This is a genomic window from Thermogemmatispora aurantia (assembly GCF_008974285.1).
Classification (GTDB): Bacteria; Chloroflexota; Ktedonobacteria; order Ktedonobacterales; family Ktedonobacteraceae; genus Thermogemmatispora; species Thermogemmatispora aurantia.
Genome location: NZ_BKZV01000001.1, coordinates 1,569,772 through 1,583,236, shown reverse-complemented (window position 1 = coordinate 1,583,236; position 13,465 = coordinate 1,569,772). Strand labels below are relative to the sequence as shown.

Here is a 13,465-nt window from a genome sequence, read left to right as displayed (position 1 = left end):
GCCAGCTCCTGCCAGGGAATGCCCAGCTGGAGAGCCGAGGTAGCCAGGGTCATGAGCTTGGGGTGGTAGTAGCAGAGGCGTGGCAGCTCTTGCAAGCGGCGGCCCAGCTGCACGCGAGCGATCTCCTTGCCGCCCAGGCGCTCTTCGACGAACTCGTAGGCTGCCTGTGCGGGGAGCTGGCCCACGGTGAGCCAATTGGTCTGCAGCAGTTGATCGAATTCGGGGCGGCGATGGCGCATGAGCAGGAGCGCCCGGCCTCCCAGCGAAGTGTCCCAGGCGCTCAGCAGGTCGCAGAGGTCCTCGACCTCCGCCGGCGTCGCCTCTTCCAGGTCATCCAGGACAAGCAGGAGGGGACCGCGTCCCATTTCGTAGAGGGCGAGGCCGCGCTGGCGGCTGCCGCTAGCTTCTTCTAAACCCCAATCGAGATGGGCCAGCAATCCGACCAAGTCGAACGGGCGCATCCGGCGCAGCGAGGCGTAGGCAATCCCGCGTGTGAAGCGCCAGCTATAGCGATGGGCCAGTTCAATCGCCAGGGTTGACTTACCGCTGCCGGCCAGGCCGATCAGGCCGATGAAGGGGGAGGGGCCACTGCTCTGTAGCGCGGCCAGACGTTGCAGTTCGTGGACGCGGTCGCAGAAGCTGCGCGCCCGCGCAGCGGGCAGGTTATGAGGTGGCTCACAGGGGAAATACTCAGGGTCGCCCACCGGTAGGGCTGGGCGTAATGGCTCCTCGGCGCCGGGGCCGAGCAGCGTCACTACCTCATCCTGGGCCGCTGGCAAGCGAGGCTCCCGCTGTAGTGTTCTCCGGATGAACTCCAACGCCTCTTTCAGGCTGGTGCCACGGGCCAGCGCTGCATAAAGCGAGCTGGCCAGCACGCTAGCAGTTTCGCTATGCAGCTGGCGGGTTGTCGCCATTACTGCTGGCACACCCTGCCTGACCAGCTCATCGCCCAGGCGCTCGCTGCTGCAGCTATTAAGCACCACCAGCCCCACCCGTGTATCCTGAAAGAGGGCCGCTAACTCAGCGGCTGCTACCCAATCGCTGCTTCCATCTTCCTGCTCAAGCTGCAGTTTGCTGCTGCGGGCGTGGCCAATGATATGGACGATGTCGAAAGGGCGGGCGTGCAGTGTGGCCTGCAAGAAGCGCCAGGTTGGCGGATGCAAGCGAATGAGAGCCGCTGGCACGCGTGACCACAGAAGCTGGCGATAGATCTCCTGGATCTCAAGCTCGGCATTGATCCGTACCGGCTCATCAATGGGTGAACTAACCACCAGCAAGATGCGCAAGCGCTCGCCCGCCCGTTCCCAGGCTTCAATAGGGCTACTGGCCGGTCGATAGCTGCCTGTCGCTGTCTGATGGGCCGTCTCCATACCCCTCTCCCTCTGCGGCAGAGCGAAAGCTCTGGATTCCTCGCTGACTGTCTTCTCCTCCTTCTCTTCCTGCTTGCTCCTCCCCTCTCTTTAGCATACCTTGCTCTCTCAGTTTTTGCAGCAAGAAGGTGACCAACTCCTCTGTCAGCCGGTCGCGATTGGTAGTAGTCAGTTCCAGCAGATGGGTAGCGGGTCGTCGCTTCAGCTCATCGGCCCAGGGATAAGGCCGCAGAACAATGGTGCCCACGAGTATCCTGGAACTCTCCAGAACGGCGCTGACGGCTTGGCGAAAGGCCGGAGAGAGCAGTTCCATAGGCCCGATCTCATCGATGATGACAACGGGACGTGTCTGGAGAGCATTCTGGATGGCGGCCAGGCCCAGCGACTCCAGTGCCGTCAGATCGACGCCATAGCGGCCCACACGGGGCGGGCCGCTATGGCTCGCGCTGGCGAGCAGGCCGCGCTGCCCGTCGAGGGTGACAATTTCAAAGCCGGTGCGCTGGCCACAGACACGCACCTCCTCGGTATAGAAGCCGCCGCAGTGCTCGGGGCCGAGTGCCGCAACCACCTTCTTGATAGCTGTCGTCTTGCCACTGCCTGGTTCTCCTGTGAGCAGGTAGACCTCTCCCATCTTGTTATTCCCTTCTCCTTCCTTACCAGACTAGCGCTCTGGTGGTCTCAAGAGCGGCAGACGGGCCAGGCTCAGGCGCCCATTCAGGACCGGGTGCTGGCGACCTCTGGTAAAGGCGACAACTGCCATCGCTACACGATCGTAGAGCGTGCTCAAGCTGATCGTGCGCTCCTCTGGCTCGCCGGGGCCGGAACGGGAAGCGGAGGCTTCTGGGCCGCTCAGGGCCTGTAACAGGAAATAGGTAAAGATACCCTGGCGTAGCCCCTCGTCTTCTCCTGCGACCTCATCGTCGTCGCAGGCAGCCAGAATAATCCGCCCTTCTCCAAGCGGGAGATCCTGCAGCCCCGCTACGAGCGCTGCCGGACCGCGCAGCTCTGTGCGATGAGTGCGCAAGAGCGGTCCCTCAAAGGTACGCCCCCCAGCCCGCCCACTGAAGCAGGTATCGAGGATGGCCACTACTAGCCGCGCTGGAAGCCGCTCTAGCAGCCGAATCAGGTCGTGTTCCAGGTCCAGACCTGTCGCGAAGATCGCATCATACTCGGTATCGTGAGCGATCAGGTAGCGCGAAAAGCGGTCTGGGGCTTCGCTGGTCTCCGGGGACCCATGACCAGCGAAGTAGAGCAAGACCACGTCTTCACGCCCTACCTGTCGCGGTAAATGCTCGCCAATGGCGGTAACGATGGCCTTGCGCGTGGCCTGCTCGTCAATCAGAAGTCGTAAACTGAGATCCTCTGCTGCCAGACTGCCGGCAAGCTGACCGTAGAAACGCTCGGCATCACTGGCTGCATACTGCAGTGCACTGATGCGGGCGTCCTGATAGCGGTTGATGCCAACGAGAACGGCGTGTAGTTTCATGAAGCTGCCCTGGCTACTCCGATCGCTGTCGGTGCCTATTGCTGCCGCGATAGGATAATACATCTTGTAAACAAATTGTATTAATTTATATGCTTTTTCGTAAATATAGAAAGAGCAGAATAGATCGCAGGAAGGCTAGTATTTGGTGATTTGCGATGTATAAAATGATGAGAAGATATCTATTTAATTTAGACAAACTTGTCAGTCCTAATTTGAAGTAGGGACTGATACAGATAAAGGAGAGAGAAAAGAGCACTGGAGTCAGGTATGGAGAAGGGCTTCATAGGTATGAATTTGGACTTGGGACCAGTCCAGGAGGTCGGCCAGCTCTTCCTGAAAGGCGGCCAGGTCGCGCTGGCGCGTGGCCTCGTCGGGCATCTCCGTATCTTTCCAGACCAGGAGGATGCGCAGCATCTGGAAAGTCTGTTCGTGTTCATCTTTCAGAACGTAGCGCGCCACCGTACCGGGGAAGAGATGGCGGTCCTCCTGCTGGATAGTTCGCAGCTTTTCGAGCAGGCGGACCTGGCAGCCGGGGCGCACCGCGACAGCGATATCGGTCACCAGCAGGGTACCGCGGCTACGATAGACGCGCCAGGAGGGGGAGCGTGTCCGGGCGCGTCCGGAGGGCTGCGGCCTGAATCTCCGCACCTCTTCGACAGGTAGAATAAGCATATGGCCGATACGTCTGGCCGGGAGGCGCCCCGCCATCACGTACTGGTAGACGCGCTTATCGGAGACCCCCAGCATCTCGGCGGCCTCTTTGACGGAAACGTAGCCTGGTAGACCAGGTATGGTGACTCCATCTGACATGCACCTAGTATAGTAATAGCTATACTTGATTGTAAAACTACCTATTGAGATATTCATAGCGTTACTTCCTAAATATCTATACTTTTTGAAAAATATAGAAATATGGTGCTGGCGGGGGAGAAGGAAGGCTGGAGCCGGGTTGGGAGTCAGAGGGTGAGGAGATATCAACAGCCTGGAACTTCTGATATAATGGGTACCCACTCTGGAGCATCGAATCGTTCGGTAGACTGATAAGAGATCTATCATGGAAATGTGGGATGCCTGGCTCTGGCTGGCTGGGCGTCCAGGAGGCAGCACATGGCGGAGCAGCAGGATCAGGCATTGGTGAGACAGGTGATGGAGACCATTGAAAAGGAGCATGTGCGCTTCGTCAACCTGGAGTTCACCGACGTTGTTGGTATGGCGAAATGTGTCACGATTCCAGTGGAGCAGTTCCCCGATTGCCTGGAGCGCGGCAAATGGTTTGATGGCTCCTCAATAGAGGCCTTCGCGCGCGTTGCTGAGAGTGATATGTATCTCTTCCCCGATCTACGTACTTTTACCGTCCTCCCAGTACATGTACGGCCCCAGGCCCTTAATCGCGAGATTGCTGACCAGCTAGATGCTAGCGACGTCGTGGCCAGGGTAATCTGCAACGTCATGACACCTGATGGGGAGCCGTTTGAGGGTGATCCGCGGGCGACGCTCTTGCGTTCACTGGAGCTGGCCGAATCGATGGGCTATCGCTTTCAGGTAGCGCCCGAGCTGGAGTTTTTCCTCTTACGTTTCGAAGATGGCGGGCCGACTCCGCTGCCCCATGATCGTGGTGGCTACTTTGACCTCTCAACCGATCTGGCTGCTACGGTGAGGCGCCAGATGGTGCAGGCCCTCCAGCAGATGGGTATTGTCATTGAGGCCAGCCACCATGAGGTCGCGGCGGGCCAGCACGAGCTGGATTTCCAGGCTGGCGATGCGCTCTATATTGCTGATAGCCTGATGACCGCCAAGTATGTGCTCAAAGCGATCGCCGCCCAGCACGGCCTCTACGCCACCTTCTTGCCCAAACCCTTCTACAATGTCAGCGGCTCGGGCTTACATACCCATCAGCAGCTGATCGATGCCCGCACAGGAAAAAACGCCTTCTTTGACGAGCACGGCGAATATGGCCTATCTGAAGTGGGCTGCCATTTTCTGGCTGGCCAGCTCGCACATGCCCGCGGCATGTGTGCCATCGTGGCCCCACTGGTCAACTCTTATAAGCGGCTTGTACCAGGCTATGAGGCTCCTGTCTATGTCAACTGGGGCCGTGTTAATCGTGAGGCGTTGATCCGTGTTCCCCGCCCTGGCCGGGACCCCCAGCACTCGGCGCGTATCGAGTTGCGCAGCTGTGACCCCAGCTGCAACCCCTATCTGGCCCTGGCAGTCATGCTGCGCGCTGGACTGGATGGCATCCAACACCGCATGCCGCTGCCGCCTGCAATGGATGAAAGCCTCTTCCTGCGCGATGAGGGGGAGCCGATCAGTCGGCTCTCGCGCCTGCCTGCTACCCTGGGCGAGGCTCTCGACGATCTACGTCAAGACGCCCTCATCCGCGATACCCTGGGTGACCTGATCTACGAGGGTTTTCTGGAGGCCAAGTCAATCGAGTGGAACGAGTATCGCAAGCATGTCCATCCTTGGGAGCTTGAACGCTATTTGCCGATCTTTTAAGGCAAGCATGAGCGAGGCGCAGCTCTGCAATCGTGGTGTGAGCGAGGGCGAGGCGGCTGGGCCGTAGGGCCTGGCTGCCAAGCGGCCCGGAGCCGGGCCGCTCCGGGTCGCTCATTCATCATTGCGGCCAGGCCCGCCCTATTTCCCTACGAAGGCCACCAGGCGGCAGAAGGCCGCCTCGCCTCCATTAAATTTCCAGGGAAAGCAGCCAATCCAGACACGCTGGTCCAAGACCTCGTCAATCATGCCGCCAGCGTTCTCGACATGAAAAACCCCGTGGGGGAAGAGATCGTAGTGCATGAGCTGCAGATCCTCCTCCGGCCAGATCTCTTCCAGAGGGCGCCCTAATTTCTCAGCGCACTTGGCCGCCAGGTCCGGGCGAACCTTGCGAATGACGGTATTCATCGGGTGGTCCATTGAGCCGGCATCGATAGCAAACCAGGAAATCTTCCGATCGAGGACCCACTGCACGAACTCTCGCGTTGGGCCGGGATGTTTAATAAAATAGCGCGTCTCGTCCGGCTGGGTCTCGCCGTACCAGTTGCTGGGATAATACTTGTGGTAGCCGGTATGTACAACCACAATATCGCCAGGCTCGATGCGCAGGCCCGTCTTGCGCTCCCACTCCTCGAAGTGGGCCGAGGTGTAAATATCGTAGTCACCGATCCCCATCGCCTCCAGATCGACCACGACCCCGGGGCCGACCAGCTTCTCCAGCGGGATGCTGCCGATATCCTGACCGTTGGTAATAAAATGTAGCGGTGCATCAAGATGGGTTCCGACGTGCAGAGTCGACGAAATATGTTGACCCCCGACTTTATCAAAAGCTACGCGCTTGATCCACTTGACCGTTGGTCCCTCATAGGTCGCAAAGCCCGGCGTATGGATATCCCAGTTCTGAGAAAGGTCAAGCACGCGCACATTGCTCAGATCAATTGGACTAAAAGGCATCCGCTTTCCTCCAGCATAACAGATTTAAAGCTGTAGTATGCTCTATCAGCAACAGCGGCGCCGAACCAGACCTTGCGCAGTGGGCGCTGGTGAGCAGTCACTCGTCGCCGCTGCGGATAGCATCAAGGATCATCTGATCGATGAGCTGCTCGATCGGTGAGCGGTCATCGGTAAAGAAGACATGGCGACTCTTTTCCTCGCGTATATTGCCAAAGGCGAGGCTCTCCTGAGCGACGCTGGTCAACAGCGGGTTCGTCAGCATGGCCGTATTGCGGGCAAAATCGCTGAGAGAGGTCGCTGCGTTCGTGCCGACGATGATGCTATTGGTGAAGCGCGCTGTGTCTATAATATAGACATTCGGAAAGACCGCGTGCATCGTCTGGGCAAGCGTCTCCACAAGGCGGAAGTCATGGGTCGTACGCCCGGCGTTGATCACGGCCACGCCGGTCGGCGTCAGATGGGCGCGCACCTCGCTGAAGAACTCCTCGGTCGCGAGCTGGAAGGGGACGTATGGCTGCTGGTAGGCGTCGATCCCAATAATATCATACTTCTGCGCTGTTGTGCGCAGAAAATAGCGCCCATCCTGGATGATCACATGCAGGTTCGGCTCGTTCATAGCGAAGTAGCGGCGGCCCAGTTCGACGATCGTCGGATCGATCTCGACGCCATCAATGGGAATGGGACCGTAAGCCGCCGTGATTTCGCGGGGAATGGTTCCGGCGCCCAGGCCAATGATGGCGACGCGGTGAACCATCGCCGGGGTAAACGGCGGCCTGTTAAAATAGGGTGCAATCATAAAATAGTCCCAGGGGCCGCCGGTAAGGATCGAGGTAGGATCATAGACCGAGTGTACAGCCTCACCCTCGTTGAGAATAAGCTGCATCTCGCTGCCGACGCGCACCACCTGAATATAGTTATAATCAGATTCTCGCTCGGCAATGAGGACTCCGCCGCCATCGGTGCCCGAGGCCGGCTTAATAGGGCCGCCCAGAGCCAGAAACTCCAGGCCCAAAGGGATGAACAGCAGCAGGGAGAGCAGACTCTTCTTATCGAAATGTCTGGCCTGTTTCCCTTCCCGCGGGTGCCAGCCGCTACCGCCTGGACCAGCACTGCTGGCCACCAGGCCGATGATTGAGACCAGCAGCAGCGTAATGGCTATCACCAGGAATGTGAAGCGTGTACCATAGTTGGGAATCAGCCAGAGTACGGGTAGAAAGGTGCCCACAATGCTGCCCGCGGTCGAAATGGCGTAGAGCTGGCCTGCCAGTCTGCCGGAGCGGCCTACTTGTTGCAAGAGCAAGCGAATAGCAAAAGGTGAGACGCAGCCAAGCAGAATGACAGGGATGGCGAAGAGCAGGATCACTGCGGCGAGAGAGCCGATGAAGACGCTGGCCGAGTAGGTGGCGAAGGCCTTGAGCGACCAGAGCAAGATTGGACGCGAGATATAGGGGATCAGGCCGATAGTGAAGGCAGCGATAGTAGTGATCAGATAGAAGACAACAGGCCGGGGAAAACGATCGGCCAGGCGTCCGCCCAGATAGTAACCCGAGGTCAAATAGAGCAAGATGAGGCCGATCAGGGCCGCCCAGACAAACTGCGAGGAGCCAAAATAAGGGGCAAGCAGACGGGAAGCGGCCATCTCGACCCCCAGCGAAGCAGCCCCAGCCACAAAGACAACTAACACCAGCAGCCACTTTTGCAGAGGATGCGCTGCCGCTGGTGCAATGCTCTCTTCCTGGTGTGGCTTTTGCTCATCTGAGGTGACCGTTGTCATGACAGCAACTCTCTCTTTCGACAATTTGGCAATCTGACACAAAGCCTTTCTTCTCGATCGGCGTGCTGAGAGCGAGGGCCGAGGGCCGGCGCTGCCGGATCGGCGCGGTGAGTCGGCCTGTGAGGATAGTATAGTAGTGAAAATCAGGCAGGCAGATAGACAGACAACCGTGATATTCAGCTGCAAGCACGGATGTGCACGTGGCCCCCAGCTCGGCCTCTGGCTTGACTGGGGCACGGCTGGAGTTGGGCTTGAGCCGCTGGCACTCCGTGCTGTGCTCGACTGTCATTTCTGCTCCGCTGCGACCCTCGCCAGTGGGGGGGCCGCTGGTTGATGTGCATAGCTGGCTAGCGCCTTGCTCTCCTTCGCTGCTACCTATGATATCATGCTGGCTCAGACTTTGCCCACCAGCCCGCTGCTCACTGCACTGGCAAAACAGTAACAGGCTGCAGCGCACACGCTACAGCCTGTCTGAAGTGCTCATCCTCCATCGCTGCCAGTGCCTCGCTGCTCCAGCCCGGCTGCACTGCGATGAGTGCGGGAAGGGCCAGAGTCGCCGGAAAGACATGGGGGCGATACTAACGCTGCTCTGCTTGCCGGCGTGCCTGTAAGAACGAGAGGATGAGTGACCCAATCAAGATGCCTAACAGAATAATTTCCATTGTACTGAAAGTACGGCGTCCCCTCATGAGGTGGCTCCTTTCTACTTGTCTCTGCTCGCCTGCACTCCTTGCTGTCTTTAGCTGGACGTGATCTTGTCGGGCCTTCTTCAGCGCACCCATAGCTCTTGGGGATGGCCCGTGCTATCCTTTCCATAAGTACGTACCAGGTGGAAATGCTGTGCCACCCAACTATGATAACCCTCTACCTCTGGTAGATGAAAGCGGGAACTGAAGAAAAGCACGGCTCGCACCTGGGGCGCCTGACTGGCGGTGATCAGATCCTGGAGGGTCAGATAGCCGGTATGAATGCGGACCGAGGAGGTGTCGACAAGCCAGGGAGGAGTATCTCGTCCAGCAAGCGCCACCGCCAGTGGTTCATCGCTGATCACCATATCTCCCGGCTTCGTGAAGTGCTCCAGGTCGGTGGCCACGCGCTGAAGCGGCCCCACTGGCGTCACAGGGTGGGGCGGCTGACGAAGATAGAGAATATCCTGGCCGAATGCATAGGTACAGCTGAGTGCCAGAACGATCACCATGATCGAGCTGACAAGCGCAAGGTTGCGCTGACTCTCGCTGCTGCCTGCCTGGAGTCGGCGGCTGAGCGCGGCGAGATCGGGGGAACCCAGAGCGCTCAGACCCACAAGCGGTGGCACCAGTGCGATCAGGTGGTGGGCAAAGAGGGGTCGTTGCTCTAGCAGGACTGCCAGCGTTCCCCCCAGCCAGAGCAGAAGCGGCATAACACGCCAATCACGACGCAAACAAGCTATGATTGTTCCTGCCAACCCTGCCAGTGTCAGAGGAGTCAGCAGACCCTGTGCTAACAGCGGTAGTGTAAGTGTACGGAAGGTATAGCGGAAGCTTTCACTCGATTGAGTATGGAAAGAGAAGATACTCTGGAACATCACAGGGAAGGAACCGAGGAATGGCAAGAAGAGCAGGAGCGTGACCAGCAAGAAAGCCAGGATACCGGCCACTGGTGCCCAGAGGGCGAGGCGCTGATGCGAAACCGGGGAAGCCTCTCCTTGCGGGGAGCGTCTCAGTTGCCAGTAGCGAGCCAGTACCAGGCTAGCGACGGGGAGGAGAGCGGGCACTACCAGGAATTTGGTGAAGATGCTGAGCGCCAGGGCTGTCCCACTCAGGATCGCCAGCAGCAGCCCGCGCCAACCAGCAGGCTTTTGCCACCAGTGAAAAGCTAGGCCGACAGCTAGCAGTGAGAGCGCGACTGATGGGCCATCTGCCTGGAGAACACGCGATTCGTTGAGAAACGAGACGCTGGTCAAGGTTAAAAGCAATGCGATGAAAGCGCCCGTATAGCCCTGGAGCGCCTTGCCGAGCAGCCAGGCTCCGATCAGGCCGCAGAGCGAAAGCAAAGCGATAGCCAGGCGTCCCGCCCACAGCGTTTGACCGGCAAGGGCGTAGATGGGAAAGACCGATTCCAAAAAGAACGGCGGCTGTGAATAGAAGGTCTGGCTATAGAGAGCAAAGCCGTGGCTCATAGCGCGCAACGACTGCAAGTAGACCCCTTCATCGAAGTCGCGCTCTAGGGGCTGTCCCAGCTGATAGAGACGCATACCCAGGCCGATGGCGAGCAAGAGGCAAAGTCCTGCTCTACTCAGCCAGCGGCTGCGCGCCCTCTGGGGTCCAGGAGTCGTGGATACGGGGGCCAGCCTATCCACGATGACCTCGTTGGTCATAGTCTTGTAACCCTCAAGCAGTTCTGGACTGTCTCATCGAGAGAGACGCATTTCACTATACGTTACAATAGCACAAAGGTCACGGTTTTGAGAGAAATGGTCTGGTCTGCTTCGAGGGCATGTAAGAAGGACATACTGCTGAGGTAACGGCCTGAGCACCAGATAGCAGTGGGAGAGGAAGAAAAGCACAGCAGTGGCAGACTTTCCTTCCTCTCCGCTGCTTGCGTCAGAGCGGGCTCATGATTGCGTGGCCTCGGGAGGTGCGGTCTCAGCCGAAGCGTGCCCGTTGCTGGCTGGCAACATAGCGAGCGTGGCTAGATGGCCATTGCCATCCGTCTGCTCCTGGCTCAGGCCAAGTACCGGTGCCAGCTCGGGCAGCAGCTGGACGGTGACGCGATGGGCGTCGGCCTGATTGATCAGCTCCTCGATCTCCTCGGGAGTCAGCTCGTCGCGCTCAATCAGCGACTCTGCCACAGCGATCACAGCCTCGCGGTGCTCTTGCAACAGGCGCTTCACAGCCTTAAGCTGGGATTGAAGCACGGCCTCAACGCGCTCCTTGAGTTCAGGCAGCTGTGCTGTCGCGGTGGGAGCGCCTGGTTCTGAAGGCTGATGGGCAAAAGCGCCATAGGAGGCCAGTGTGCCGTCCATGCCATAGAGGCCGATGTAAGAGGCGGCCAGCTCGGTGGCATGCTGCAGATCGCCGACGACCCCACTCAGCTGAGTATTGAGAAACAACTCCTCAGCGGCGCGAGAAGCGAGGTCCACCTGGATGTGAGCGAGCACCTCCTCCTTGCTCATGGTGACGATCGTCTCCTTGGGCCGGGGAAGGGCAAAGGCTGCCGCCCCCTCCAGGCCGCTACGCTGGTGGATCGTCACAAATGGCGGCAGAAAACGCTCTAGCAGGTAATAAGAGGCTACAGCGTGACCCGCCTCGTGGTAGGCAAGGCGCCGTCGCTCCAGGAGCGAGAGGTTGCTCTCTCGGCGATAGCCCAGCTCGTGGATATCCTGGGCCTCGATAATATCCTGATAGTGCACCTCATCGCGCCCAGAGAAGTAGGCGATGATCACGGCCTCGTTGATGACATGCTTGATCTCCACTGGCGTGTAGCCTGCCATGCGGTAGACCAGCGCGCTGATCGAGATGGTGGGATCATGCTTGACTTTTTGCAGGTAGTACTCAATGACCTCACCGCGGTACTTGTCCGTTGGTGGTGCCACATGGATGCGCCGATCGAAGCGTCCCGGGCGCAGCAGTGCCGGATCAAGCGCCTCGGGCAGATTGGTAGCTCCGATAGTCAAGACCGGCTCGCGCTGGGCCCGCCCGTGATAGAGGCCGAGGACGCGCAGCATCTTCTTAAACCAGCCAGTTTCGACCGGTGGCGGGTCCAGCTCCATCAGCAGCTGGTTGAGAGAGCCACCGGTGCCCATAAAGCCAAAGAGACCGCCCCCCATGCCGGGGACTGGTGTGCGGCCCTGATTGGTGCGCGAAGCTCCCAGGGCATCGATCTCGTCCAGGAAGAGGATACAGGCCCCATACTCTCGCGCCAGTTTGCGCGCCCGTCGGTAGAGACGCATGATGATCAGGACATCGATGCCCCAGAACATATTGCGAAAGCTCGCGGCGCTGGCGTAGCCAAAGGGAACCTGGGCCTCGCTGCTGATACACTGGGCCAGATAGCTTTTACCGGTGCCGGGTGGGCCGGAGAGCAGCAGCCCGCGGATCGGTTGGCCGCCCATCTCGCGAAACTCTTTGATTCCCTGGAGAATAGCCACAATTCGCCTGGCCTGCTCCAGTACCTCGGGGTTGCCCTTATAGTCCTGAAAGCCAACGCCCGTCTCGCCAGGCATCAGCCAGTAGAGGCGGGGGCGCCCCAAAAACCAGAAGAGGGCAATGAACTGGATAAGGATATAGAAGATGGCAAAGGCAATCTGCAGCAGGTAGGCGAAGAGTGCTCCCGGGGAAGGGGCGCTCAACTGGGGGAAGATAGCATTAAAAAAGTACCAGAGGATAAGGGCCCCGAGCAGGAGCCAGAACCAGTTGTGACGCACAAAGCGTCCAAACTGATCGAGACCCCGGTCGATTGACTTATCCAGCTCGGTCTGCTTCTCAAATTGTTTCTCTGTCGCCATGACAGTCCCCTTTTCTTTCACTAACTGGGGTCGGCGAGCGACCGCTGGCTGTAGCCGACATAATTAACTCTGACCGTCTCGCCTGTACTCAGGGAGTTGCAGATGCGAGGCGCAGCCTTGTCATAGACGAACTGAACTGACCTGACTAGCTAAGGGCATTCCGGAAACTCACAAGGTCGATAGAGAGCAGCAACCCGCCGTTCTGGGCTACAGTGGTGAAGTGCCAGAGCATATAGCCGCTGGTGCCTCCGCCCGGTCCGCGGGCCCCGAGGCTCACGCTCACCAGACTGTCAATGGTCGTGTCTGACTGCTGGTAGACTCCCACGACGTGGATGTCGCGCCAGATCAGGTTTGTTTGCTTCTCACTGTACTGGCTGACCAGCTCTGCGGGATCGGGGGGCTGAGGCATAATCAGCGTCGATTGCAGCATGCGCATTGTGGCCACGTCGCCATCGCGCAGCGCATAGAGCCAGTCTTTGACTTTATCGCCGCCGCCATTGCCGCCATTGATATGGAAATTGAACTGATCCTGGGCAATTCCCAGCGGCCACTCCCCCGTCAGGACGTAATTGGTAAGGGTAGCGGCAGCCAGAAAGATCACCACCACTCCCAGGCTGAGCAGCTTATGGCTGCGAATCTGGCTGATCAGGTAGTAGATGGCTTTGATCGGTGGCCGCAAGAAAGCTTTGATCTTGCGCGCCAGTGGTCTCTGTCCCAGACGTGGGCGCAGAGGTGTGGCTCTGGGCTGCTTTGGCTCGCTCTGCTTCGTTTCTGGTAAGCGCGGGTATGTGGGTGAAGGGTGAAGCATAGGACGTGCTCCTGCAGATAAAGTCGGGGCGGCTGAAAGGCCCACTTCAGTAATCCGCTCGCCGTGACGTTCCCCCGGCCTGCTGTCGCTG

The 13,465-nt window shown here is 58.9% G+C and carries 9 protein-coding genes and 1 pseudogene; 1 reads left to right on the top strand and 9 read right to left on the bottom strand.

Annotated features, from left to right (window positions below; all coding sequences use genetic code 11):
* Positions 1 to 788 precede the first annotated feature (788 nt).
* The 4 genes and pseudogenes from KTAU_RS22310 to KTAU_RS06095 all read right to left on the bottom strand — a co-directional run.
* Positions 789 to 1,370: pseudogene (locus tag KTAU_RS22310) on the bottom strand (CHAT domain-containing protein); the annotation flags it as partial.
* Positions 1,321 to 2,001 (bottom strand): NTPase, encoded by a 681-nt coding sequence (locus KTAU_RS06105; RefSeq protein WP_151727491.1) that lies wholly within the window; start codon positions 1,999 to 2,001, stop codon positions 1,321 to 1,323. The pseudogene KTAU_RS22310 and the gene KTAU_RS06105, both read right to left, overlap by 50 nt.
* A 30-nt stretch (positions 2,002 to 2,031) precedes the next feature.
* Positions 2,032 to 2,856, bottom strand: coding sequence for a caspase family protein (locus KTAU_RS06100; protein WP_170293088.1), 825 nt, complete (start codon positions 2,854 to 2,856; stop codon positions 2,032 to 2,034).
* Between the two features lie 261 nt (positions 2,857 to 3,117).
* Positions 3,118 to 3,723: a helix-turn-helix domain-containing protein gene (locus KTAU_RS06095; protein ID WP_170293087.1), complete on the bottom strand. Its 606-nt coding sequence runs from the start codon at positions 3,721 to 3,723 to the stop codon at positions 3,118 to 3,120.
* Positions 3,724 to 3,963: 240 nt separating this feature from the next.
* Here KTAU_RS06095 and KTAU_RS06090 point away from each other — a divergent pair, with 240 nt between their 5' ends.
* Positions 3,964 to 5,355 carry a glutamine synthetase family protein gene (locus tag KTAU_RS06090; RefSeq protein ID WP_151727488.1) on the top strand — a complete coding sequence of 464 codons (1,392 nt, stop codon included), beginning with the start codon at positions 3,964 to 3,966 and terminating at the stop codon, positions 5,353 to 5,355.
* A gap of 138 nt (positions 5,356 to 5,493) precedes the next feature.
* Here the strand turns inward: KTAU_RS06090 and KTAU_RS06085 are convergent, their stop codons facing one another.
* From KTAU_RS06085 to KTAU_RS06065, 5 genes are all read right to left on the bottom strand, one after another.
* The gene (locus tag KTAU_RS06085; RefSeq protein ID WP_052887571.1) at positions 5,494 to 6,306 is read right to left on the bottom strand and encodes a cyclase family protein; all 813 of its coding nucleotides are present in this window, start codon (positions 6,304 to 6,306) and stop codon (positions 5,494 to 5,496) included.
* Between the two features lie 97 nt (positions 6,307 to 6,403).
* A complete protein-coding gene (locus KTAU_RS06080) occupies positions 6,404 to 8,080 on the bottom strand; it encodes a spermidine synthase (protein WP_151727487.1) in 1,677 nt (558 codons plus the stop codon).
* Between the two features lie 769 nt (positions 8,081 to 8,849).
* Positions 8,850 to 10,436: a glycosyltransferase family 39 protein gene (locus tag KTAU_RS06075; RefSeq protein WP_151727486.1), complete on the bottom strand. Its 1,587-nt coding sequence runs from the start codon at positions 10,434 to 10,436 to the stop codon at positions 8,850 to 8,852.
* Positions 10,437 to 10,673: 237 nt separating this feature from the next.
* Positions 10,674 to 12,566, bottom strand: coding sequence for an AAA family ATPase (locus KTAU_RS06070; RefSeq protein WP_151727485.1), 1,893 nt, complete (start codon positions 12,564 to 12,566; stop codon positions 10,674 to 10,676).
* Between the two features lie 145 nt (positions 12,567 to 12,711).
* A complete protein-coding gene (locus KTAU_RS06065) occupies positions 12,712 to 13,374 on the bottom strand; it encodes a hypothetical protein (protein WP_151727484.1) in 663 nt (220 codons plus the stop codon).
* Positions 13,375 to 13,465: the final 91 nt, after the last annotated feature.

Coding starts and splice junctions, on each gene's coding strand:
- KTAU_RS06105 (WP_151727491.1), bottom strand. CDS start 2,001: ATGGGAGAGGTCTACCTGCTCACAGGAGAACCAGGCAGTGGCAAGACG.
- KTAU_RS06100 (WP_170293088.1), bottom strand. CDS start 2,856: ATGAAACTACACGCCGTTCTCGTTGGCATCAACCGCTATCAGGACGCC.
- KTAU_RS06095 (WP_170293087.1), bottom strand. CDS start 3,723: ATGAATATCTCAATAGGTAGTTTTACAATCAAGTATAGCTATTACTAT.
- KTAU_RS06090 (WP_151727488.1), top strand. CDS start 3,964: ATGGCGGAGCAGCAGGATCAGGCATTGGTGAGACAGGTGATGGAGACC.
- KTAU_RS06085 (WP_052887571.1), bottom strand. CDS start 6,306: ATGCCTTTTAGTCCAATTGATCTGAGCAATGTGCGCGTGCTTGACCTT.
- KTAU_RS06080 (WP_151727487.1), bottom strand. CDS start 8,080: ATGACAACGGTCACCTCAGATGAGCAAAAGCCACACCAGGAAGAGAGC.
- KTAU_RS06075 (WP_151727486.1), bottom strand. CDS start 10,436: ATGACCAACGAGGTCATCGTGGATAGGCTGGCCCCCGTATCCACGACT.
- KTAU_RS06070 (WP_151727485.1), bottom strand. CDS start 12,566: ATGGCGACAGAGAAACAATTTGAGAAGCAGACCGAGCTGGATAAGTCA.
- KTAU_RS06065 (WP_151727484.1), bottom strand. CDS start 13,374: ATGCTTCACCCTTCACCCACATACCCGCGCTTACCAGAAACGAAGCAG.